The organism is Saccharopolyspora antimicrobica, assembly GCF_003635025.1.
In the GTDB taxonomy this organism is placed as follows: Bacteria; Actinomycetota; Actinomycetes; order Mycobacteriales; family Pseudonocardiaceae; genus Saccharopolyspora; species Saccharopolyspora antimicrobica.
The window spans coordinates 110,115-132,563 of the sequence record NZ_RBXX01000001.1 but is presented as its reverse complement, the minus strand read 5'-3'; the positions used below and the strand labels follow the sequence as shown (position 1 = coordinate 132,563).

Below are 22,449 nucleotides of genomic sequence, written 5' to 3'. Positions count from 1 at the left end.
GTTGACCCGAGAGGTGCTGCTGGTGGTGCACACCGGCAGGCAGCACAACCTGCGCACCGCGGAGAAGGTCGCCGGTCAGCTGATCGGCGCCGGCCTGCGGGTCCGGGTGCTGGCGGAAGAGGCGCCTGAGCTCAGCCCGGACTGCTACAGCAGGGTGGTGGCGCCGGGAGCGCAGGCGGCTGCGGGCACGGAGCTGGTGCTCGTGCTCGGTGGCGACGGCACGCTGCTGCGCGCGGCCGAGCTGGCCAGGCTGGCCGACGTCCCGGTGTTCGGCGTGAACCTGGGCCGGGTCGGATTCCTGGCCGGGGCCGATTCCGATGCGCTGGACGAGGCGCTGTCCGCCGTGGTGGCGGGCCGGTACCACGTCGAGGAGCGGATGACGGTCGAGGTCACCGCGAAGCTCGACGGCCAGGTGCTGGCCAGCACCTGGGCGCTCAACGAGGCCAGCGTGGAGAAGAGCAGCCGGGAGCGGATCCTCGACGTGGTCGTGGAGGTCGACGGGCATCCGGTGTCGGCGTTCGGCTGCGACGGCGTGCTCTGCTCCACGCCGACCGGATCCACGGCGTACGCGTTCTCCGCCGGCGGCCCGGTGGTGTGGCCCGAAGTGCAGGCGCTGCTGGTCGTGCCGAGCAACGCGCACGCGCTGTTCGCCCGGCCGCTGGTGGTGTCGCGGGAATCGCTGGTAGCGGTGGAGATCGACCAGTACGGGCACCACGCGGTGCTCAGCTGCGACGGGCAGCGGCACTTCGACCTGCCGCCCGGCGCGCGGGTCGAGGTCGTGGCCGGGGACAGCCCGCTGCGCCTGGTGCGGTTGCACGACACCGCTTTCACCGACCGCCTGGTGCGCAAGTTCGAGCTCCCCGTGCAGGGCTGGCGCGGCCCCGCCACGCCCTGAGCAGCGCACGGGCGAGTTCAGCGTTTCGTTATTCCCAGCGGGGCGTCGCGCGTCCGGGCGTGCCAGTAGGGTGCTTGATGTGTTGGCGGAGATGCGCATCCAGGGACTGGGCGTCATCGACGACGCCACGCTCGCACTGCACGCGGGGTTGACCGTGGTCACCGGTGAGACCGGGGCCGGCAAGACGATGGTGGTCACCGGGTTGCACCTGCTCGGCGGCGGTCGCGCCGACGCCTCCCGGGTCCGCTCCGGTGCGCAGCGTGCTGTCGTGGAGGGCCGGTTCCAGACCACGATCGACTCACCTGCGGCCAAGGTCGCTTCCGACGCCGGGGCCGAACCCGACGAGGACGGGAGCCTCATCGCGCTGCGCACGGTCACCGCCGACGGTCGTTCCCGCGCCCACCTCGGCGGCCGTTCGGTGCCCAACGCCGTGCTGTCCGAGCTGGCCGAGCAGGTTCTGGCGGTGCACGGCCAGAACGACCAGCTGCGGTTGCTGCGCTCCGGCGAGCAGCGGGCGGTGCTCGACCGCTTCGCCGGGGAACCGGTGCTTCAGGTGCTCGCGAACTACCAGCGGGTGCGCGCGGAATGGGCCGAGGCGGTCCGGGAGCTGACCGAACGCACCGAGCGCTCGCGGGAACTGGCCAGGGAAGCCGACCTGCTGCGGCACGGGTTGAGCGAGATCGAGGCGGTCGGGCCGGAACCGGGCGAGGACGTCGCGCTGGTCGACGAGGCCCGGCGGCTGGCGGACGTGGACCAGCTGCGGGAGATCGCCGCGGGTGCCCACCACGCGCTGACCGGTGCGGCGGACGGGGATCCGGACGCGCCCGGTGCGATCGGGCTGATCGGCGAGGCCCGGCGGCGGCTGTCCACCGCCGAGGACCCGGCGCTGCGGGAGCTGGAGCCGCGGGTGGCCGAAGCCGTTGCGGTGCTGGCAGATGTCGGTGGCGAGCTCGGCGGGTACCTGGACCGGCTGGACGCCGATCCGGCCCGCCTGGAGCAGGTGCTGGCCCGGCAGGCCGAGCTCAAGATGCTGACCAAGAAGTACGCGGCGGACGTCGACGGCGTGCTGGCCTGGGCGGAGGAAGCCCGCGCCCGGCTGTCCGGAATGGACACCTCGGAGGAGGCGCTGGCGGCGCTGGCCGCGCGTCGCGACGAGCTCGCCGCGGAACTGGCCGAGCTGGCCGCGGAGCTCACCGAAGCGCGGCGGGAGGCCGCGGTCGGGCTCTCGGCGGCGGTGTCCGAGGAGCTGGACGGCCTGGCCATGGCGCAAGCCCGGCTGGAGGTCGTGGTGCAGCCGAAGCCGGCCGACGCGGGCGACCCGAGCGCGCTGCAGGTGCGCGGCGAGAGCGTGCACGCGGGACCGGACGGCGTGGACGAGGTCGAGCTGCAGCTGATCGCGCACTCCGGCGCCCCCGCGCTGCCGATCCACAAGGGCGCTTCGGGCGGTGAGCTGTCGCGGGTGATGCTGGCGCTGGAGGTGGTGCTGGCCGACGCCGACACCGTGCCCACGCTCGTCTTCGACGAGGTCGACGCCGGGGTCGGCGGTCGAGCCGCGGTGGAGATCGGACGGCGGCTGGCCCGGCTGGCGCGCACCCACCAGGTCGTGGTCGTCACGCACCTGCCGCAGGTCGCCGCCTACGCCGACCGCCACCTGGTGGTCGACAAGGGCAGCTCCGAGGGCGGGCTGACCCGCAGCGACGTGCGGGTGGTGGCCGACGAGCGGCGGGTGGTGGAGCTGGCCCGGATGCTGGCCGGGATGGACTCCACCGAGACCGGCCGCGCGCACGCCGAGGAGCTGCTGAACACCGCGACCGCGTACAAGCTGGCGCAGGCCCGCTTCTCCCGGCGGAAGAAGCCCGCCAAGAAGAAGGAGAAGAGCGGGGCGTAGAAGCTGGGCTATTTGGCCGAACATTTTCTGGGCCATACGGGTCAATTGTCTCGGCGTGGCGGACCGAAATCGGGTGATCGGTTTGTCACCATCGGTGCATGAAACTCAGCGGTCTGCTTGCTCGCCAGCAGGGGAACCTGCCCGGTGTGGTCGGGATCGCCCGGATCGAGCGTCGCAGCGACGACGTGCTGCGCCGGGTCCGGCCCGGCGACATCGCGGTGCTCGACCACGCCGATCTGGACCGGCGCACGGCTGAAGCGCTGGTCTCGGCCGGTGTGGTCGGGGTGGTCAACGCCGCCCCGTCGATCTCCGGGCGCTACCCGAACCTCGGGCCCGACGTGCTGCTGTCGGCCGGGATCGCGCTGGTCGACAGCGTCGGCCCCGAGTTCGCGCGCCAGATCAAGGACGGCACGAAGCTCCGGCTGCACGAGGGCGGGGTGTTCGTCGGCGAGCGGGAGGTCGGCCGCGGCACGGCGCAGGACGCCGACTCGGTCGCCGACCTGCTCATCGAGGCCAAGGCCGGGATGTCGGCGCAGCTCGAGGCGTTCTCCGCGAACACCATCGAGTTCCTGCGCCGGGAGCGGACGCTCATCCTGGACGGCATCGGCGTGCCCGACCTGAGCGCGTCGCTGGAGGACCGCCCGGTCCTCGTGCTGGCGCCGGGCTACGGCCACGCCGACGACCTCAAGCGGCTGCGCAAGTACATCCGCGAGTACCGGCCGGTGCTGATCGGCGTCGAGTCGGGCGCGGACGTGCTGCGCGAGGCCGGGTACAAGCCGGACGTCATCGTGGGCGATCCGGACGTCATCAGCACCGAGACGCTCAAGTGCGGCGCCGAGCTGGTGATCCCGGCCCACCTGGACGGGCACGCCCCCGGTCTGGAGCGCATCCAGGACCTCGGCATCGGCGCGGTGACGTTCCCGGCCTCCGGCAACCCGGAGGACCTGGCGCTGCTGCTGGCCGATGCGCACAAGGCGAGCCTGGTGGTCACGGTCGGCTTCCACGCGACGCTGGGGGAGTTCCTGGACAGCGGGCGGTCGGGATCCAACCCGTCGACCTTCCTGACCCGGCTGCGGATGGGCAGCAAGATCGTCGACGGCCGCGCGGTGGCCGCCCTGCAGCGCAGCCGGACGCCGACCAGCGCCGTGGTGCTGCTGATCGCCGCGGTGCTGCTGGCGGTGGTCGTGGCGCTGCTCGTCTCCGGGCTGGGCACCGCATTCATGCACGTGGTCGCCGATCTGGGCGGCCAGGTGGCGGCATACTTCAAGGGGCTTCTCACGTGATCTCGATGCGCTATCACATCGTGTCGGTCGCCGCGGTCTTCCTGGCGCTGGCGGTCGGCGTGGTGCTCGGCTCGACGTCGATCAGCGACCGGCTGCTGGCCGGGGTCGGCGCGGAGCGGGAGTCGTTGCAGGGGCAGGTCGAGCAGCTCGACGCCGAGCGCAACGCGCTGAAGGCGCAGGTCGCCGGGGCCGAGCAGTTCGAGTCGGCGGTGGCGCCGATGGCCGTGCAGGGGCAGCTGGCGCAGCGCAGCGTCGTGCTCATCAGCTCGGCCGAGGTGTCCGACCAGCGGCGGGCGGCGGTGTCGGAGCTGCTGCGCGACGCGGGTGCGGACGTGACCGGCGAGGTGCGCTTGGGCGAGGGCTTCGCCGATCCGGACCGGGCCGATCAGCTGCGCCGCGTGGTCACCGAGCTGCTGCCGGCCGGGCTCCAGCTGCCCACGGCGGCCGATCCGGGCACCCTGGCCGGCGGCCTGATCGGCCCGCTGTCGCTGCTCGACCCGCAGACGGGCCAGCCGCAGACCGGCGACCAGGAGCGGGCGGCCGCGTTCTCCGGGCTGGCCGACGGCGGCTTCGCCACCGCATCGCCGGGGCTGCGGCCCGCGCAGCTGGCGGTGGTGCTCACCGGCGGTCCCTTCGAGGGCGACCACGCCGGTGACGAGGCCGCCGTGCTGGCCCGGTTCGCCACCCAGGTCGACCTCGCCGGACAGGGCGCGGTGCTGACCGGTTCGGCGGACGGCACCGGTGCGGTCGGCGTGGCGCGGGCCGATCCGGCGATCGCGTCGAACCTGTCGACGGTGGACAACGCGGGCAGCAGCTCCGGCCGGGTGGCGATCGTGCTGGCGCTGCGGGAGCAGGCCGACCGGCAGGCCGGGCACTACGGCGTGGCGAGCAGCGCGCAGGGGTCGGTGCCGAGCGGCCGCGGCTGAGCGCAATGTGTCTGCTGGTGGTTGGTTTGCGTGGGTGGTCGCTTGGCGGAACCTGAGTGCTTCCCTGGACTGCGGGCGCCCCTCTTGATGTATGTCCGATACACGGCGGAGGGGCCCGTCCTCGCCAGGAAAACACTCAGAACCCGCCGGTGGTCACTCTGCGTGCGTACTCCAAGCGGCTGGCGCCGCTTATAAGGCGCGGACAGCTTCGCCGACAGGTCGTTGGCCGCCCGGATGGCGGTTGACCTGGAGGTTCGGCTCTGGTTCGGCAGCGGGGGTCTCGGTGCGCGGCTCGGCTGACGTGCGTTAGGCTGGAATTCCGTGGGAGCGACGGATCCAGCCGTCCTGCCAGTGCAGAAATCCAGCCAGGCGACGGCTTGACCACGGGGAGCATTTGTTGGCGCCGCAAGCACGCACGATCAAGCACGTGTTCGTCACGGGAGGCGTGGCCTCCTCGTTGGGTAAGGGGCTCACGGCGTCCAGCCTGGGCGAACTTCTGACCTCCCGCGGTCTGCGGGTCACCATGCAGAAGCTCGACCCCTACCTGAACGTCGACCCGGGAACGATGAACCCGTTCCAGCACGGTGAGGTGTTCGTCACCGAGGACGGTGCCGAGACCGACCTCGACATCGGGCACTACGAGCGGTTCCTGGACCGCGACCTGACCCGCAACGCCAACGTGACGACCGGCCAGGTGTACTCCGCGGTCATCGCCAAGGAGCGTCGCGGCGAGTACCTGGGCGACACCGTCCAGGTCATCCCGCACATCACCGACCAGATCAAGGCCCGCATCCGCGCGATGGCCGAGCCGGACGAGGACGGCCGCACGCCGGACGTGGTGATCACCGAGGTCGGTGGCACCGTCGGCGACATCGAGTCGCTGCCGTTCCTGGAGGCCTGCCGCCAGGTGCGGCACGACGTCGGCCGGGACAACTGCTTCTTCCTGCACGTCTCGCTGGTGCCGTTCCTGGCGCCGTCGGGCGAGCTCAAGACCAAGCCGACGCAGCACTCGGTGGCCGCGCTGCGCAACATCGGCATCCAGCCCGACGCGCTGGTGTGCCGCGCCGACCGGGAACTGCCGGAGGACCTCAAGCGCAAGATCGCGCTGATGTGCGACGTCGACTCCGACGGCGTGGTGGCCTGCCCGGACGCGCCGTCGATCTACGACATCCCGCGCGTGCTGCACGGCGAGGGCCTGGACGCCTACCTGGTGCGCCGGCTCGGGCTGCCGTTCCGCGACGTGGACTGGTCGGTGTGGGGCGACCTGCTCGACCGGGTGCACAACCCGTCGGAGAAGGTGCGCATCGCGCTGGTCGGCAAGTACATCGACCTGCCCGACGCCTACCTGTCGGTCACCGAAGCGCTGCGCGCCGGTGGTTTCGCGCACCGCGCCAAGGTGGAGATCTCCTGGGTCGGCTCGGACACCTGCGAGACCGACGAGGGCGCCGCGCGGGCGCTGTCCGGGATGGACGGCGTGATGATCCCCGGCGGCTTCGGGGTGCGCGGCATCGAGGGCAAGCTCGGCGCCATCCGCTACGCCCGCACGCACGGCATCCCCACCCTCGGGTTGTGCCTGGGCCTGCAGTGCATGGTGATCGAGGCGGCGCGGTCGCTGGCCGGGCTGGAGCGGGCCAACTCCGCGGAGTTCGAGGAGCCCTGCCAGCACCCGGTGATCAGCACCATGGCCGATCAGCACGACGTGCTCTCGGGCGACCGGGACATGGGCGGCACCATGCGGCTGGGTTCCTACCCGGCGAAGCTGCGCGACGGCTCGATCGTGGCCGAGGCCTACGGTTCGACCGAGGTGGCCGAGCGGCACCGGCACCGCTACGAGGTGAACAACGCCTACCGCGACCGCCTGAGCAAGGCGGGCCTGGTGTTCTCCGGCACCTCGCCGGACGGCCGGCTGGTGGAGTTCGTGGAGCTGCCGCGCGAGGAGCACCCGTTCTTCGTGGGCACCCAGGCGCATCCGGAGCTCAAGAGCCGCCCGACCCGTCCGCACCCGCTGTTCGCCGCGTTCGTCAAGGCCGCGCTGGACTACCGCGCCGCCGAGCGGCTGCCGGTCGAGCTGGAGCCGGCCGAGGAGCCCGCGCCGAGCGCGTGACCAGGTGATCTCGCCGGAGGCCGGAGAATTCCCGGCCCCGGCGAGACCGCGCCGCTCGCCGCGCCGCGCCCGCCGGCTCTAGGGTGGGCGGCGTGGACATGACGGGAAGCGGTGTGGCGCGCACCAACGGCGAGCACGAGTTCACCACCCTGGCCAGCGAGGACGTCTACGTCGGCAAGATCCTCGCGCTGCGGGCCGACGAGGTCGGGATGCCCGGTGGCGGGCATGCGCGGCGCGAGGTCGTCGAGCACCTCGGTGCGGTGGCCGTGGTCGCCGTCGACGAGCAGGACCGGGTGGTGCTGGTGCACCAGTACCGCTACCCGGTGGGGCGGCGGCTCTGGGAGCTGCCCGCGGGACTGCTGGACGTCGCCGGGGAGGCCCCGGTCCGGACCGCGCAGCGGGAGCTGGTCGAGGAGGCCGGTGTCGCGGCCGCGGACTGGTCGGTGCTGGTGGACGTCGCGTCCTCGCCCGGTTTCACCGACGAGAGCATCCGGATCTTCCTGGCCACCGGGCTGTCCGATGTGGACCGCCCGGATGCGGTCGGGGACGAGGAGGCCGATCTGGTCGTGCGCCGGGTGCCCTTCGCCGAAGCAGTGGACATGGTGCTGGCCGGGGAGATCGTGAACTCGCCCGCGGTGTCGGGGCTGCTCGCGGCCAAGGCGGTGCGCGACGGTGACCGCCGTGGGCGGCCGGTCGACGCGGAGTGGACGGACCGGCCGGAGCGGTTCCGGCGGCGGCTGGCGCGGTGAAAGGGCTCGACGCACTGCCCATCGGGCTGCGCGAAGCGATCAGCGGTTATCTCGACCACCTCGCGGTGGAGCGCGGCACCGCTCGCAGCACGCTGGACTCCTACGCCCGGGATCTGCGCCGGTACGCCGAATTCCTGGTGAGCGCGGGGATCGCCGGGCTCGGTGAAGTGCGCGCCCAGCACCTCTCGGACTTCCTGGCCGAACTCCGGGAGGGCACCGAGCAGCGGCCGCCGCTGGCCTCGTCCTCGGCGGCCAGGGCGCTGGTGGCGGCGCGGGGACTGCACAGGTTCTCGCACGCCGAGGGAAAGCTCGCGGTCGACGTGGCGCGCGAGGTCGCGCCGCCGAGCCTGCCGAAGCGGTTGCCGAAAGCGCTGTCCATCGGCGATGTCGGCACCCTGCTCGAGCACGCCGGTGGCGACGACGCCAAAGGACTGCGGGACCGGGCACTGCTGGAACTGCTGTACTCCACCGGTGCGCGGATCTCCGAAGCCGTCGGCCTGGACCTCGACGACGTCGACCGCACCGACCGGACCGTCCGGCTCGACGGCAAGGGCGGCCGCCAGCGGCTGGTGCCGATCGGCCGTCCCGCGCTGGAAGCCCTCGACGCCTACCTGGTGCGGGCCCGGCCGGCGCTGGTGGCGCGCGGCCGCGGCAGCGCGGCGATCTTCGTGAACTCGCGCGGTGGCAGGCTTTCCCGGCAGAGCGCGTGGAACGCGCTGAAGACCGCGGCGCGGCGCGCCGGGATCGGCGGTGACGTTTCCCCGCACGTGCTGCGGCACTCCTTCGCCACGCACCTGATGGAGGGCGGCGCGGACGTCCGCGTCGTGCAGGAACTGCTCGGGCACGCCTCGGTCACCACGACCCAGGTCTACACGCTGGTCACCGTGAACGCTTTGCGCGAGGTGTACGCGACGGCCCACCCGCGTGCTTACGCTTCGGGGTGAGTTGCTCGCGCTGCGCATGCGGCGCGGCGGGATTGGCGGTAGACGTTGATCACACGGAGATCACAAGGAACTTCGGACACCCCGGCGAGGCGCGTTGCCGCTGGTAGTGAATGCCACTTAGGCTGCGGTTGATCGCCACCGGTACCCAAAAGGAGTCTGATCGCCATGTCGCTGCCGCAGCCCTCCGCCGAAGGGCGGTCCCGGGGTGCGGTCGACCTGAGCATCGCCCCCGAGACGACGGGCCGCGTGGAAGGCGCTGACCTGGCGCCGAATCCGCGCGGTCTCGGTCCCACCGGCCGGCCGCTTCGGCACATCCCGGAACCGCCGCTGCTGGACCGGCACGGTCCCGCCGCGGTCCTCGCGATGTGCAACCAGAAGGGCGGAGTGGGCAAGACCACGTCGACGATCAACCTCGGCGCATCGCTGGCGGAGTACGGGCGCCGGGTGCTGCTGGTGGACTTCGATCCGCAGGGCGCGCTCTCGGTCGGCCTCGGGGTCCAGCCGCACCAGCTGGATCAGACGATCTACAACGTGATCATGGAGCGGTCGGTCAGCGTGCACGACGTGGTCCGCCGGACCTCCGTCGACGGCATGGACCTGCTGCCCAGCAACATCGACCTGTCCGCCGCCGAGGTGCAGCTGGTCGCCGAGGTGGGCCGGGAGCAGACGCTGCACCGGGTCCTGCAGCCCGCGCTGGCCGACTACGACTACATCCTGGTGGACTGCCAGCCGTCGCTGGGCCTGCTGACGGTCAACGCGCTGGCCGCCGCCGACGGCGTGATCATCCCGCTGGAGTGCGAGTTCTTCAGCCTGCGCGGGGTGGCGCTGCTGATCGACACCATCGAGAAGGTGCAGGAGCGGCTGAACCCGAAGCTGGAGATCAGCGGGATACTGGCCACCATGTTCGACCCGCGCACGCTGCACTCCCGCGAGGTCATGGCCCGGGTGGTGGAGGCGTTCGGCGACGTGGTGTTCGACGCGGTGATCAACCGCACGGTGCGGTTCCCGGAGACCACGGTCGCCGGGGAGCCGATCACCCGCTGGGCGCCGCGCTCCGCGGGCGCCCAGGCGTACCGGGCGCTGGCCCGCGAGGTGATCGCCAGATGACCCGGCGGGCCGCCCTGCCGGGAGCCGCCGAGCTCTTCCGTACTACTGTTCCTCGCGCGGATCACGCCGACGTGCCGGAAGCGGCACCGGCCGCGCCCGCCCGTGCCGGGCGGTCCGGGTCGGGTCGGCGCAAGCACGACGCGAAGATCACCGTGTACGTCTCCGACGAGGAGTTGCTGGGCTTGGAGCAGGCGCGACTGGCATTGCGGGCCGACCACGGCATCGCCGTGGACCGCGGCCGGGTGGTGCGGGAAGCGGTCGCGGCGCTGCTGGCCGACCTCGACGAGCGAGGTGCCGATTCGGAGCTGGTCCGCCGCCTGCGGGAGCCCGGCGAGTGACCGAACCCGTTGCCGGGGAGCAGGCAGCTGGGGAGTCCGGCGGCACCGGCAAGTTCACCGTCCGCCTGGAGAACTTCGAAGGCCCCTTCGACCTGCTGCTGCAGCTGATCTCGCAGCACCAGCTCGACGTCACCGAGGTGGCGCTGCACAAGGTCACCGACGAGTTCATCGCCTACACCAGGGCGCTGGGCGAGCAGTGGGACCTCGACGAGGTCACCGAGTTCCTGGTGGTCGCCGCGACGCTGCTCGACCTCAAGGCAGCCCGGTTGCTGCCCGCGGCCGACGTGGAGGACGAGGCGGACCTCGCGTTGCTGGAGGCCCGCGACCTGCTGTTCGCGCGGTTGCTGCAGTACCGGGCGTACAAGCAGGTGGCGGCGCTGTTCGGTGAGCTGGAGGCCGGGGCGCTGCGGCGCTACCCGCGCTCGGTGGCGCTGGAGGAGAGGTTCGAGAACCTGCTGCCTGAAGTGCGGATCGGGGTCGATCCGCAGCGGTTCGCCGAGGTCGCGGCCGCGGTGTTCCGGCCGAAGCCGCCGCCGACGGTGTCGCTGGACCACATCCACCAGCACGGCGTTTCCGTCCGCGAGCACGCGGCGCTGCTGCGGGTGCGGCTGGCCGAGAAGGGCAGCGCCACCTTCCCGGAGCTGACCTCCGACTGCGGGCACACCGTGGAGGTGGTGGCCCGGTTCCTGGCGCTGCTGGAGCTCTACCGCGAGAAGGTGCTGCAGTTCGAGCAGGAGACGCCGCTGGGAGAGCTGGTCGTGCGCTGGGTCGGCGGCAGCCTGGAGCAGGCCAAGGTCGACGCCGAGGTGCAGCGCGCCAACGAGGACGAGGAGGAGTACGGATGAGCGAACCTGTGCCAACCCCAGTACAGCTCAACCGCACCTCAGGGGACCGTGACGCAACCCAGCCACAAGAAACCGCGGAACGCGAGATTGATCCGGACGCAACCACAACTGTGAATCGCGGAGAGGCGGAAACTGAGACTTCGAGCGCTCCGGATCTCACGTCCGACGCCGCGCTCGACGCTGCATTGGAGGCGCTGCTGCTGGTGGTCGACGTGCCCGCAGGCGAGGAGCTGCTGGCCGACACCCTGGAGCAGCCGGTGCGGCGGATCCGGCAGGCGCTGCAGCGGCTCTCCGCCTGGTACGCCGACTCCGAGCGCGGCATCGACCTGCGCCGCGTCGGCGACGGGTGGCGGTTCTACACGCGGGAGACCTACGCGCCCTACGTCGAGCGCTACCTGCTCGACGGGCAGCGCTCGAAGCTGACCCGCGCCGCGCTGGAGACGCTGGCGGTCATCGCCTACCGGCAGCCGGTGACCCGCTCACGGGTGGCGGCAGTACGGGGTGTGAACGTCGACGGCGTCATCCGTACCCTGGTAGGGCGCGGCCTAATCGAAGAGGCCGGGACCGACCCGGAGACGGGCGGCATCCTGTACTGCACGACCGAGCTGTTCCTGGAGCGGCTGGGCCTGTCGTCGCTGAAGGACCTGCCGCCGCTCGCCCCCTTGCTGCCCGAAGTGGATTCGATCGATGACGTCTGAGAACCGCCCGTCCAACGCCGCCGCGGAAGGCGTGCGCCTGCAGAAAGTGCTGTCCCAGGCCGGAGTGGCCTCGCGGCGCGCGGCCGAGGAGATGATCGTCGAAGGCCGCATCGAGGTCGACGGCGAGGTGGTCATGGAGCTGGGCCGCCGCGTCGACCCGGCGACCGCGGTGATCCACGTCGACGGCGACCGGGTGATGGTCAACGACAACCTGACCCACCTGCTGCTCAACAAGCCCAGCGGCATCCTGTGCACCATGTCCGACGACAAGGGCCGCCCGTGCATCGGTGACTACCTGCGGGAGCGCCAGGGCAAGCTGTTCCACGTCGGGCGGCTTGACCAGGACACCGAGGGCCTGCTGCTGATCACCAACGACGGCGAGCTGGCCAACCGGCTGATGCACCCGTCCTACAAGGTGCGCAAGACCTACCTCGCCGAGGTCATCGGCCCGATCCCGAAGGACCTTGGCCAAAAGCTGCGCGAGGGCGTCGAGCTGGAGGACGGCCCGGTGAAGGTCGACCGGTTCAAGCTGGTCGACACCAACCAGAACCGGGCGCTGGTGGAGGTCGTGCTGCACGAGGGCCGCAAGCGCATCGTGCGGCGGCTGCTCAAGCACGTCGGCCACCCGGTGCAGCGCCTGGTGCGCACCCGGATCGGCGACGTCCGCCTGACCACGGAGCGCCCCGGCGCCATCCGCCCGCTCAACCGCCAGGAAGTCGGCTCCCTGTACCGCATCGTCGGGATGTGACGCCTGGGGCTCGGGCTTTTGACGACTGAGTTCTTTGGTCGAGGCCGCGAGGCGTATCGCAACACCGGCACGAGCTGTCGCAAGCGCGCAGCGCTTAACCCACCCTCGTAGCTCGCACCGCCGCGGGTTCTCAGTGCTTTCCTGGCGAGGACGGCCCCGCCGCCGTGCGGGACATACATCAGGAGGGGCACCCGCAGTCCAGGGAAGCTCTGAGGTTCCGCTACCCGCACCGCCACGCAGAACGAGCCTGGAATCAACATCTAGGCCTTGGGCGCGGTGCGGCGGACGAACAGCCGGGCCACCGGCTCGACCACGCGCGCCGCGACCGGGCCGAGGATCGCCATCAGCAGCACGTAGGCGGTGGCCAGCGCGGCCAGTTCACCGGACACCGCGCCCGAGGCCACCGCCAGCCCGGCGATCACGATGGAGAACTCGCCGCGCGCCACCAGGGCGGCACCGGCCCGCGCGCGGCCCATCCGGCCCACGCCCTGCATCTGCGAGGCCAGCCAGCCGGTGACGATCTTGGTCGCCGCGGTGATCAGCGCCAGTGCCAGCGCCACCGGCAGCACCGGCGGGATCTGCGACGGGTCGGTGTTCAGCCCGAACACCACGAAGAACAGCGCGGCGAACAGGTCGCGCAGCGGCTCCAGCATCCGGGTCGCGTTCGCCGCGGTCGAACCGGAGATCGCGATGCCCAGCAGGAACGAGCCGACCGCGGCCGAGACCTGCAGCTCCGAGGCGATGCCCGCGACCAGCAGCGCCGAGCCGAGCAGCCGCAGCAGGAAGACCTCCGGGTCCGGGCTGTCGATCAGCGCCGAGACGTACTTGCCGAACTTCAGCGCGATGACCAGCACCAGGGTGATCACCACCAGCGACACCCCGACGGCGGTGAGCCCGCCGAGGAAGCTGACGCCGGCCAGCAGCGCGGTGAGGATCGGCAGGTAGACGGCCATCGCGAGGTCCTCGAAGACCAGGATCGACAGGATCACCGGGGTTTCCCGGTTGCCCAGTCGACCCAGGTCCCCGAGGACCTTCGCGACGATGCCGGAGGAGGAGATGTAGGTGACGCCCGCCATGGTCAGCGCACCGATCGGGCCCCAGCCCAGCATCAGCGCGACCACGGCGCCCGGCACCGCGTTGAGCGCGATGTCGATCAGGCCGGCTAACCACGAGCGGCGCAGCCCGGTGACCAGCTCGCCCGCGGAGTACTCCAGCCCCAGCAGGAGCAGCAGGAGGACCACGCCGATCTCGGAGGCCAGGTGCGTGAACGCTTCGATGCCGTGCAGCGGGACCAGCCCACCGGTGCCGAACGCCAGCCCGCCCAGCAGGTACAGGGGGATCGGGGATATCCCGATCTTCCAGGCGAGCCTGCCCAGCACGCCGAGACCGAAGAAAACCGCGCCGAGCTCGATCAACGAGATCGCCGTGTCGTGCACCGTGGTGTTCCTCTCGCGTGTTACCTGCGTATGGAGTTGTCGTGGGTCCGACACGCGCGGGACCGGCGTTGGCGACGCGTGTCCCGGTCGGGGACCGGGCGGGCGGAGCGGGCTGCGGTCAGCCCTTCTCCAGGATTTCACTGGCGGCGCGCAGCCCCGTGCTGGTGCCCACGACGACCACCAGGTCGCCGCCGGCGAACTCGAAGTCCGGGCGGGGCGAGGCGTGCACGGTGCCGTCGCGGACCACCGCGACGATCGACACCGAGGTGCGGGTGCGCATCTCGGTGTCGCCGAGGGTGCGGCCGTCGTAGGGCGACCCCGGCGGGAGCGGCAGCTGCCAGGTGGTGACCCCGGTGACCTCGCGCTGCTGCTCGGTGAGCTTCGCGACCAGCTGCGGGGCGCCCAGCAGGTTGGCCAGCGCGCTGGTCTCGGCGGTGGTCAGGTCGACGGAGGCGGCGACCTTGTCCGGGTCCTCGTGGTCGGAGACGATCAGCTCGAACCGGCCGTCCCGGTAGGTGATCACGCCGATGCGGTGGCCGGATCGGGTGGTGAAGTCCTGCCGCGTGCCCAGGCCCGGGAGCGGGGTCACTGTTACATCCACCCGCTCACCATATTCCGTGATCGGCGGGATTTGTCCGGCAGTTCGAGTGGATCGGGACGCGATGCGGACCGGCGGCCGGGGACCAGGCAGAATGGACGGTTGGTCCGGCCGTCGGCCGGGTGCGGCGACGATCAGGAGGAAGAGCACGTGGCACACGCCAGGCTCCGCGGTGTGGTGGCCCTCGACGGTCCGTCGGGCACCGGCAAGTCGACGGTGTCCCGCAAGTTGGCCGCGGCACTGGGCGCGACCTACCTCGACACCGGCGCGATGTACCGCGCCGTGACGCTGGCAGTGCTGCGCGCGCAGGTCGAGCCCTCGGACGAGGTCGAGGTCGTGCGCGTGGTGCGCGCGGCGGAGCTGACCATGGGCACCGACCCGGAGCGGCCCGGGGTGCTGCTCGACGGCCAGGACGTCGGGCAGGAGATCCGCGGCCCGGAGGTCACCCGCGCGGTCTCGGCGGTGTCGGCGGTGGCCGAGGTGCGCGACCAGCTGGTCGCGCTGCAGCGGGAGCTGATCGGCCGCGCTCTGCGCGAACCCGGCGGCATCGTGGTCGAGGGCCGCGACATCGGCACCGTCGTGGTGCCCGACGCCGGTTTGAAGGTCTACCTGACGGCGTCCTCGACGGCCCGCGCCGAGCGGCGCACCGCCCAGGACGTCTCCGAGGGCCGGGCCGGGGATCTGGACCGCACGCACGCCGACGTGCAGCGCCGGGACGCGCTGGACTCCGGGCGCAAGGTCGCGCCGCTGCGCAAGGCCGACGACGCGCTGGAGCTGGACACCACCGACCTGGACGTGGCCGGTGTGCTCGAACAGCTGCACAAGCACGTCGAGAGCCGCGGCCTGCTCACCGACGGGAGTCCGGGCGCATGAACGACCAGACACTGCCCGAAGGCGCGTCGCACCGGATGCACCGGTTCGGCCGGTGGATCTCGCGCCGGATCGTGCGGCTGCCGTTCCGGGTCCGCGTGCACCGGGCCGACCGCGTCCCGCGCACCGGGCCGCTGGTGATGGTGGCCAACCACAGCTCGCTGCTGGACGGGCCGCTGCTGCTCGGAATGCTGCCGCGCCCGGCGGTGTTCCTGATCAAGCAGGAGATGTTCAAGGGCGCGCTGGGCTGGTTCCTGCGCCGAATCGGGCAGATCGGGGTGCGGCGCGGCGAGGCCGACCGCACGCCGCTGCTGACCGCGGTGCGGGTGCTCAAGGCGGGCGGGCTGGTCGGCGTCTTCCCCGAGGGCACCCGCGGGTCCGGCGACGTGGAGAGCGCGCAGCACGGTGCGGCCTGGTTGGCGCGGGCGTCCGGCGCTCAGGTGCTGCCGGTCGCGGTCCGGGGCACCCGACGTCCGGAAGGCCGGGGCCGTAGGCTTCTGCCCAGGATCGACGTGCTGTTCGGCGAGCCGATCGCGCTGCCCGCGGGCAAGGGCCGCACCGGCCTGGTCGTGGCGACCGAAGCGGTGCGCACCGAACTGGTCGAGCTGATCGCCGAACTGGACCGGCTGGTCGCCGACCACCGCGAAGACGATGTGAGAGGGAAACGAGCGTGACCGACGAGTCGCTGGAAGGCCTGGACGGCACGTGGTCCGACGAGGCCGAATGGGCCGAGTTCGACGGGGTCTCCGCCCCGGAGGACGCCGCACCGCCGGTGCCGCAGCCGGTGCTGGCCGTGGTCGGCCGCCCCAACGTGGGCAAGTCGACGCTGGTCAACCGGTTGTTGGGCCGTCGTGAAGCCGTCGTGCAGGACACCCCGGGCGTGACCCGGGACCGGGTCGCCTACGACGCGCTGTGGAACGGCCGCCGGTTCACGGTGGTCGACACCGGAGGCTGGGAGCCCGACGCGAAGGGCCTGATGGCCTCGGTCGCCGCGCAGGCGGAGCTGGCCATGCACACCGCGGACGCGGTGCTGCTGGTGGTGGACGCGCGCGTGGGGCCCACCGAGACCGAGGAAGCCGTGGCGCGGGTGCTGCGCCGGTCCAAGCGGCCGGTGCTGCTGGCCGCCAACAAGGTCGACGACCAGCGCGGCGTCTCCGACGTGCACTCGCTGTGGTCGCTGGGCCTGGGCGAGCCGATGCCGGTCAGCGCGCTGCACGGGCGCGGCTCCGGTGACCTGCTCGACGCCGTGCTGGAGGCGTTCCCGGAAACCCCGCGCGAGGTGTTCGGGGCTTCCAGCGGGCCGCGGCGGGTCGCCCTGGTCGGCAAGCCCAACGTGGGCAAGTCGAGCCTGCTCAACAAGCTGACCGGCGAGGAGCGGTCGGTGGTGCACGACGTCGCGGGCACCACGGTCGACCCGGTGGACTCGCTGGTGGAGCTCGACGACGAGGTGTGGCGGTTCGTCGACACCGCGGGCCTGCGCAAGCGGGTCAAGACCGCCAGCGGCACCGAGTACTACGCCTCGCTGCGCACCAAGGCCGCCATCGAGGCCGCCGAGGTCGCCATCGTGCTCATCGACGGGTCCGAGCCGCTCAGCGAGCAGGACCTGCGGGTGATCACCATGGTGGTGGAGGCAGGCCGGGCGCTGGTGATCGCCTACAACAAGTGGGATCTCGTCGACGACGACCGCCGCCGCCAGCTGGAGAAGGAGATCGACCGCGAGCTGGTCCGGGTGCGCTGGGCGGAGCGGGTCAACGTCTCGGCCAAGACCGGCCGGGCGGTGGCCAAGCTGGCCCCGACGCTGCGCACCGCGCTGGACTCGTGGGACACCCGGGTGCCCACCGGCCGGTTGAACGGCTGGCTGTCCGAGCTCGTCGCGGCCAACCCGCCGCCGGTGCGCGGCGGTCGGCAGCCGAAGATCCTGTTCGCCACCCAGGCGCAGACCCGGCCGCCGACGTTCGTGCTGTTCACCACCGGCTTCCTGGAGGCGGGCTACCGGCGCTTCCTGGAGCGCAAGCTCCGGGAGACCTTCGGCTTCGTCGGCAGCCCGGTGCGGATCTCGGTGCGGGTGCGCGAGCGCAAGGCCAGCAAGGGCGGTCGTCGCTGATCACCCTTCGCTCGGGTGGTGTGCGCGCTGCCTCCGGGACACCCCGCTAGTCTGCTCAGCAACCCTTTCGGAGCAGGGGAGGTGACCGAGAGGTGCAGGCGGTGAACGGCGGGGATCCGATCCGGGTGGTGCTGGCCGACGACGAGGCCATGCTGCGGCGGGGCCTGCGGTTGCTGCTGGAGAGCAGCGGCACGATCCGGGTGGTCGCCGAGGCGGGCGACGGGCACGAGCTGCTCGCCGCGGTGCGCGCCCACAGCGTGGACGTCGCGCTGATCGACGTGCAGATGCCGGGCAAGGACGGGCTGTCCGCGCTGCGGGAGCTGACCTCGCTGCCGGACCGGCCCGCGGCCGCCGTGCTGACCACGTTCGACCTGGACGACTACGTCTCGGACGCGCTGCGCTACGGCGCCAACGGGTTCCTGCTCAAGGACGCCGACCCTGCGGTGCTGGTCCGGGCGGTGCACGACCTGGCGGCCGGTGGCGCGGTGCTGGACCCGCGGATCACCGCGCGGCTGTTGCCCCGGTTCCGGGGCGCGACCGACAACGTGCACGAGGTGCAGCTGGTGCGCGGCTTGTCCGCCCGGGAGCGGCAGGTGCTGGAGCTGCTGTCGGACGGGCGCTCCAACGCCGACATCGGGATGCGGCTCGGGCTGACCGAGGCCACGGTCAAGAGCTACGTGTCGACTGTGCTCAGCAAGCTGGGCGCGCAGAACCGGGTGCAGGCCGCGCTGATCGCGCAGCGCGTCGCGGGTGCGGGCGACCGCTGGTGAACGCTGTGCGGTGGCGTCACCTCACCGCCGAAGTGCTGGCCGTCGCGATCCCGGCGGGCGCGGTGCTGGCCGCGCCGGACCCGTTCGGCTACCCGGCGGTGTCCGGTCTGATCGCTGCTCTCCTGCTGCCGCTGCGGCGGCGGTGGCCGCGCATCGCGGTGCTGCTGTGCCTGCCTGCGTTGGCCGGTGGGCTCGGCTGGCCCGCGTCGATCGTGGCGCTGTTCGCGCTGGGCCGGGCGCAACCGCAGGCGCGGTCGCTGGCCTGGTGGGTGGTGCTGGCCGCTGCGGTGGCGGTCGCCCCGGTGCTGATCTTCCAATCGCTGCAGGTGGGCGCGATCGTGCTGACCTTGGCGTACGTGCTGCTGGCCGCCGGTGCGCCGGTCGCCTTGGGTGCGCTGGTGTCGTTGCGGCAGAAGCTGGCCGAGAGCCTGCGCCGGCTCGAAGCGGCCACCGCGGCGGAGCTGGAGGCCAAGGCGGAGACCGCGCGGGCCGACGAGCGGGCGCGGATCGCGCGGGAGATCCACGATGCCGTCGGCCACCACGTCACCCTTATCGCGGTCGAATCGGCTGCGCTGGCCGCGACCACCGCCGACACCGAGGCGAAGGAGACCGCGTCCCGGTTGCGTGGGCTGGCCAAGCAGGCGCTGGACGAGATGCGCGCGACGCTCGGGCTGGGCAGCACCTGCCGGACCGGGCTGGACACCATCCCGGAACTCGTCGGCCAGGCCCGCGCGGCCGGGGTCGACGTGGAGCTGACCAGCGAGCTGAGCGATCCGGACGTGCCACCGGCCGTGGAGCGGGCGGCCTACCGGGTGGTGCAGGAAGCCCTGACCAACGCCTCCAAGCACGCACCCGGCGCGGTGATCAAGGTGGACCTGGCGAGCAGAGCGGGCGCGCTGCACATCGTGGTCACCAACGGTGCACCGCAGGGCGAGCCCGTCGACGTGGGCAGCGGCGGTTCGGGGCTCGCCGGGCTCTCGGAACGGGTGCGGATGGCGGGCGGGCAGCTCGATGCCACGCCGTTCGAGGACGGCGGCTTCCAGCTGACAGCCGTCCTGCCCAAGCAGCGCTGACCGTATGCTGGCCGCACGCCCGGCAGCGACTGAACTTTGGGAGCGTGCATGCGTGCTATCCAACTGCCCGGTGGCGGAGAACTGCCAGTGCTGGGGCAGGGCACCTGGGGCATGGGTGAGCGGCGCGGGCAACGAGCGGCCGAGGTGGCCGCGCTGCGCCGCGGGCTGGACCTGGGCCTCGGGCTGATCGACACCGCGGAGATGTACGGCAGCGGTGGTGCCGAAGAGGTCGTCGGCGCCGCGATCAGCGGGCGCCGGGACGAGGTCTTCCTGGTCAGCAAGGTCTACCCGCACAACGCGAGCCGCCGCGGCGCGGTCGAGGCGTGCGAGCGCAGCCTGCGCCGCCTCGGCACCGACCACCTTGACCTCTACCTGCTGCACTGGCGCGGCAGCACTCCGCTGGCCGAAACGATGGATGCCTTCGAGCAGCTACGTGCCGACGGCAAGATCAGGCGCTTCGGGGTGAGCAACTTCGACCCGGCCGACATGGACGAGCTGTTCGCCGGTGAGCTCGGCCGCCGGTCGGCGACCGACCAGGTGCTCTACAACCTGACCCGGCGGGGCGTCGAGGTCGACCTGCTGCCGTGGTGCCGGGAGCGGCGCCTGCCGGTGATGGCCTACTCGCCGATCGAGCAGGGCCGCCTGCTCGGCGAGCCGGCGCTGCGCCGAGTCGCCGAACGCCACGAGGCGACCCCGGCGCAGATCGCGATCGCCTGGGTGCTGGCGCAGGACGGCGTGTGCGCGATCCCGAAGGCCGCCACCCCGGAGCACGTCGACCAGAACCGGGCGGCGCTGGACATCGAGCTGACCGCCGCGGACCTGGCCGAGCTGGACGCGGCATTCCCCGCACCGAAGCGTCCGGTCCCGCTGGAAGTCCTCTGATCCCACCGGTCGTGAGCGCGCAGCGGCTGCGCGCTCACGACCGAGGATCCGCTCAGCCCGCCAGGGACTTGCGCAGGAAGTCGACCTGGAGGAGCAGGAGGTTCTCGCTGGTCGTCTCGTCGGTGGGCATGTGGCTGACGCCCGGCAGCGGGAGGACCGTGTGCGGGCGGGCCGCCGCGGTCAGCGCCGCCGACAGGCGCAGGGCGTGGGCCAGCACGACGTTGTCGTCCACCGTTCCGTGCACGATCAGCATCGGGCGGTCCAGCTTCGGGGCGTCGGCCAGCAGCGAGTTCGCCTCGTAGACCTCCGGCGCCTCGTTCGGGTCGCCGAGGTAGCGCTCGGTGTAGTGGGTGTCGTACAGGCGCCAGTCCACCACTCCGGCACCGACCACCGCGGCGTGGAAGACGTCCGGTCGCCGCAGCACCGCCAGCGCGGCCAGGTAGCCGCCGAACGACCAGCCGCGGATCGCGACGCGGTCGAGGTCCAGCTCCGGGTGCTGCGCGGCCGCCGCGTGCAGCGCGTCGACCTGGTCCTGCAGCGGCGGTTCGGCCAGGTCACCGGCGATGGCTCGGTCCCAGTCCGGGCCGCGGCCCGCCATGCCGCGGCCGTCGGTGACCAGCACCGCGAAGCCCTGGTCGGCGAACCACTGCGAGGTCAGGAAGCCCTGCTGGCGGGACAGCACCCGCTGCGAGTGCGGACCGCCGTAGGGGTCCAGCAGCACCGGCAGCGGACCGTCCGACGGCTGGTAGCCGTTCGGCAGCAGCAGGGCGCTGCACAGCTCGCGCTCGCCGAGGCGCAGCAGTTCGACGTTGAGGTTCATGCCGGGGTCTTCGGCGCGGCTGGCGATCTCGGCGATCTCGCGACCGCCCAGCCGCACTCGCACGCGGGTGCCCGGCTCGTCGAGGGTGGAGCTGGAGGTCACCAGCACCTCGCCGGAACGCGTTCCGCTGTGCACGCCGGGAGCTGTGGTCAGGGGCTCGACGCCGGATTCGGTGACGCGGTAGAGGTGCACCTGCGTCGGGTCCTGCTCGGAGCCCGAGATCAGCACGTCGTCCTCGCCGATGTCGAGGATGCCGCGGACCTGCAGCGGTGCCGACGTCCACGGCCGGTCACCGACGACGAGCCGGTACGCGCCGTCCTCGGCGCTGATGCGGACCAGGCGGCCGTCCGGCGTCCAGGCGGGCCAGCCCGGCTTGATCTCCACCCAGTGCGGGTCGGTGTCGCGGTGCACCTCGGTGGTGCGCCCGGTGGCCGGGTCGACCGCGAGGACCAGCTGGGTGCGCTGGTCGCGGGTCTGCACCGCGATCAGCGGCCGGCCGTGCCCGGACCAGTGCGCGGTGACCAGGTACGGGAACGCCTGCCGTTCCCAGTCGACCGCGACGCGCTCGCCGTCGAGGCCGACCAGCGCGAGGCTCACCTCGGCGTTCGCCGTCCCGGCGGCCGGGTAGCGCATCGGGGTCGGTTCGCGCGCCGGGTCGTTCGGGTCGCCGAGGTACCAGTTCTGCACCGGGGTTTCGTCCACGCGGGCGGCCAGCAGCCGCGAGCCGTCCGGCGCCCACCAGTAGCCCCGGAAGCGGCCCATCTCCTCGGCGGCGATGAATTCCGCCGCGCCCCAGGTGATGTTCGCGCCGTCGGGTTCGGCCAGCGCCCGGTCACCGGAACCGTCCACTTCGATGACGCGCAGTGCACCACCGGACACGTAGGACACCCGGCGCCCGTCCGGGTCCAGCCGCGGGTCGGCGACGGGCCGGCGGACCGGGAGCTCGCGGGTCTCCCCGGTGGCGACCGCGGTGTGGAACAGCCGCCCGGACAGCATGAAGACGACCGAGTCCCCCGCGCGGTCCGCGGCGTAACCGGTGATGCCGCCCGCGCGTTCCCGCACGCGCTCGCGGCGAGCCTGCTCCTCCGGGCTCACTTCGTCGCTGTCCTGCAGCGCCGCCGGATCGGCCAGCACGCGCTCCCGGCCGGTCGCGGTGTCCAGCGCCCACAGGGAGTTGCGGGGATCGGTGCCGGAGGCCGAACGCAGGAAGAGCACCGTCGCACCGTTGCCGGTGGCGGTGAAGTTCCGGGGCGCGCCCAGGGTGAAGCCCTGAGTTCGCGCGCTGCGGCGGGGGAATGACGCGGACGACATGGATCCAGCCTGCCATTGGCGGTGCGCCGCGGTGCGAGCAGGTTCCGATCTGCCACGCGG

At 72.3% G+C, this 22,449-nt stretch carries 21 protein-coding genes; 18 read left to right on the top strand and 3 right to left on the bottom strand.

Translation table 11 applies throughout. The features are described from left to right. The first annotated feature begins 1 nt into the window (after position 1). The 12 genes from ATL45_RS00580 to ATL45_RS00525 all read left to right on the top strand — a co-directional run bounded on the left by ATL45_RS00580 (position 2) and on the right by ATL45_RS00525 (position 12,525). The gene (locus ATL45_RS00580; RefSeq protein WP_093157092.1) at positions 2 to 895 is read left to right on the top strand and encodes an NAD kinase; all 894 of its coding nucleotides are present in this window, start codon (positions 2 to 4) and stop codon (positions 893 to 895) included. 79 nt (positions 896 to 974) lie between these two features. Continuing rightward, positions 975 to 2,783, top strand: a complete 1,809-nt coding sequence (gene recN / locus ATL45_RS00575; protein ID WP_093157090.1) for a DNA repair protein RecN — start codon at positions 975 to 977, stop codon at positions 2,781 to 2,783. A 98-nt stretch (positions 2,784 to 2,881) separates the two neighbouring features. Beyond that, positions 2,882 to 4,066 carry a putative cytokinetic ring protein SteA gene (gene steA, locus ATL45_RS00570; RefSeq protein WP_093157089.1) on the top strand — a complete coding sequence of 395 codons (1,185 nt, stop codon included), beginning with the start codon at positions 2,882 to 2,884 and terminating at the stop codon, positions 4,064 to 4,066. Next, entirely contained in the window at positions 4,063 to 4,992 is a 930-nt protein-coding gene (locus ATL45_RS00565) for a copper transporter (protein ID WP_093157087.1), read from the top strand. The genes steA and ATL45_RS00565 overlap by 4 nt, the downstream gene beginning before the upstream one ends. Positions 4,993 to 5,389: 397 nt before the next feature. After that, a complete protein-coding gene (gene pyrG / locus ATL45_RS00560) occupies positions 5,390 to 7,096 on the top strand; it encodes a CTP synthase (protein WP_093157086.1) in 1,707 nt (568 codons plus the stop codon). A 98-nt stretch (positions 7,097 to 7,194) separates the two neighbouring features. Then, entirely contained in the window at positions 7,195 to 7,845 is a 651-nt protein-coding gene (locus ATL45_RS00555) for an NUDIX domain-containing protein (RefSeq protein WP_093157129.1), read from the top strand. Further along, positions 7,842 to 8,789: a site-specific tyrosine recombinase XerD gene (xerD, locus tag ATL45_RS00550; protein ID WP_093157128.1), complete on the top strand. Its 948-nt coding sequence runs from the start codon at positions 7,842 to 7,844 to the stop codon at positions 8,787 to 8,789. Before ATL45_RS00555 ends, xerD begins: the two co-directional genes overlap by 4 nt. Before the next feature lie 165 nt (positions 8,790 to 8,954). Continuing rightward, complete coding sequence (locus ATL45_RS00545) at positions 8,955 to 9,896, top strand: ParA family protein (protein ID WP_093157084.1); 942 nt, start codon at positions 8,955 to 8,957, stop codon at positions 9,894 to 9,896. Then, complete coding sequence (locus ATL45_RS00540; protein WP_093157083.1) at positions 9,893 to 10,234, top strand: hypothetical protein; 342 nt, start codon at positions 9,893 to 9,895, stop codon at positions 10,232 to 10,234. Before ATL45_RS00545 ends, ATL45_RS00540 begins: the two co-directional genes overlap by 4 nt. Beyond that, positions 10,231 to 11,079: a segregation and condensation protein A gene (locus ATL45_RS00535; protein ID WP_093157081.1), complete on the top strand. Its 849-nt coding sequence runs from the start codon at positions 10,231 to 10,233 to the stop codon at positions 11,077 to 11,079. The genes ATL45_RS00540 and ATL45_RS00535 overlap by 4 nt, the downstream gene beginning before the upstream one ends. Beyond that, the gene (gene scpB / locus ATL45_RS00530; RefSeq protein WP_093157080.1) at positions 11,076 to 11,777 is read left to right on the top strand and encodes an SMC-Scp complex subunit ScpB; all 702 of its coding nucleotides are present in this window, start codon (positions 11,076 to 11,078) and stop codon (positions 11,775 to 11,777) included. Before ATL45_RS00535 ends, scpB begins: the two co-directional genes overlap by 4 nt. Then, positions 11,767 to 12,525 carry a pseudouridine synthase gene (locus ATL45_RS00525; RefSeq protein ID WP_093157078.1) on the top strand — a complete coding sequence of 253 codons (759 nt, stop codon included), beginning with the start codon at positions 11,767 to 11,769 and terminating at the stop codon, positions 12,523 to 12,525. Before scpB ends, ATL45_RS00525 begins: the two co-directional genes overlap by 11 nt. Positions 12,526 to 12,785: 260 nt before the next feature. Here the strand turns inward: ATL45_RS00525 and ATL45_RS00520 are convergent, their stop codons facing one another. Both ATL45_RS00520 and ATL45_RS00515 read right to left on the bottom strand, forming a co-directional pair. After that, positions 12,786 to 13,961 (bottom strand): cation:proton antiporter, encoded by a 1,176-nt coding sequence (locus ATL45_RS00520; protein ID WP_093157077.1) that lies wholly within the window; start codon positions 13,959 to 13,961, stop codon positions 12,786 to 12,788. A gap of 118 nt (positions 13,962 to 14,079) precedes the next feature. Next, entirely contained in the window at positions 14,080 to 14,562 is a 483-nt protein-coding gene (locus ATL45_RS00515) for a cation:proton antiporter regulatory subunit (RefSeq protein ID WP_093157075.1), read from the bottom strand. A gap of 147 nt (positions 14,563 to 14,709) precedes the next feature. On the opposite strand from ATL45_RS00515, the gene cmk reads away from it, so the two are divergent. The 6 genes from cmk to ATL45_RS00485 all read left to right on the top strand — a co-directional run bounded on the left by cmk (position 14,710) and on the right by ATL45_RS00485 (position 20,258). Beyond that, positions 14,710 to 15,432 (top strand): (d)CMP kinase, encoded by a 723-nt coding sequence (gene cmk, locus ATL45_RS00510; RefSeq protein ID WP_093157074.1) that lies wholly within the window; start codon positions 14,710 to 14,712, stop codon positions 15,430 to 15,432. Further along, positions 15,429 to 16,103 (top strand): lysophospholipid acyltransferase family protein, encoded by a 675-nt coding sequence (locus ATL45_RS00505; protein WP_093157072.1) that lies wholly within the window; start codon positions 15,429 to 15,431, stop codon positions 16,101 to 16,103. The genes cmk and ATL45_RS00505 overlap by 4 nt, the downstream gene beginning before the upstream one ends. Next, on the top strand, positions 16,100 to 17,533 hold the full coding sequence (gene der, locus ATL45_RS00500) for a ribosome biogenesis GTPase Der (protein WP_093157070.1): 1,434 nt from the start codon (positions 16,100 to 16,102) through the stop codon (positions 17,531 to 17,533). The genes ATL45_RS00505 and der overlap by 4 nt, the downstream gene beginning before the upstream one ends. A 92-nt stretch (positions 17,534 to 17,625) precedes the next feature. After that, on the top strand, positions 17,626 to 18,303 hold the full coding sequence (locus ATL45_RS00495) for a response regulator (protein ID WP_093157069.1): 678 nt from the start codon (positions 17,626 to 17,628) through the stop codon (positions 18,301 to 18,303). Positions 18,304 to 18,308: 5 nt separating this feature from the next. Continuing rightward, positions 18,309 to 19,376, top strand: coding sequence for a sensor histidine kinase (locus ATL45_RS00490; RefSeq protein WP_246025089.1), 1,068 nt, complete (start codon positions 18,309 to 18,311; stop codon positions 19,374 to 19,376). A 48-nt stretch (positions 19,377 to 19,424) separates the two neighbouring features. Beyond that, on the top strand, positions 19,425 to 20,258 hold the full coding sequence (locus ATL45_RS00485) for an aldo/keto reductase (RefSeq protein WP_093157065.1): 834 nt from the start codon (positions 19,425 to 19,427) through the stop codon (positions 20,256 to 20,258). 52 nt (positions 20,259 to 20,310) lie between these two features. Here the strand turns inward: ATL45_RS00485 and ATL45_RS00480 are convergent, their stop codons facing one another. Further along, positions 20,311 to 22,389 (bottom strand): S9 family peptidase, encoded by a 2,079-nt coding sequence (locus tag ATL45_RS00480; RefSeq protein WP_093157064.1) that lies wholly within the window; start codon positions 22,387 to 22,389, stop codon positions 20,311 to 20,313. Between the last annotated feature and the right edge of the window lie 60 nt (positions 22,390 to 22,449).

Coding starts and splice junctions, on each gene's coding strand:
- ATL45_RS00540 (WP_093157083.1), top strand. CDS start 9,893: ATGACCCGGCGGGCCGCCCTGCCGGGAGCCGCCGAGCTCTTCCGTACT.
- ATL45_RS00545 (WP_093157084.1), top strand. CDS start 8,955: ATGTCGCTGCCGCAGCCCTCCGCCGAAGGGCGGTCCCGGGGTGCGGTC.
- ATL45_RS00505 (WP_093157072.1), top strand. CDS start 15,429: ATGAACGACCAGACACTGCCCGAAGGCGCGTCGCACCGGATGCACCGG.
- ATL45_RS00525 (WP_093157078.1), top strand. CDS start 11,767: ATGACGTCTGAGAACCGCCCGTCCAACGCCGCCGCGGAAGGCGTGCGC.
- steA (WP_093157089.1), top strand. CDS start 2,882: ATGAAACTCAGCGGTCTGCTTGCTCGCCAGCAGGGGAACCTGCCCGGT.
- ATL45_RS00480 (WP_093157064.1), bottom strand. CDS start 22,389: ATGTCGTCCGCGTCATTCCCCCGCCGCAGCGCGCGAACTCAGGGCTTC.
- ATL45_RS00485 (WP_093157065.1), top strand. CDS start 19,425: ATGCGTGCTATCCAACTGCCCGGTGGCGGAGAACTGCCAGTGCTGGGG.
- ATL45_RS00555 (WP_093157129.1), top strand. CDS start 7,195: ATGACGGGAAGCGGTGTGGCGCGCACCAACGGCGAGCACGAGTTCACC.
- scpB (WP_093157080.1), top strand. CDS start 11,076: ATGAGCGAACCTGTGCCAACCCCAGTACAGCTCAACCGCACCTCAGGG.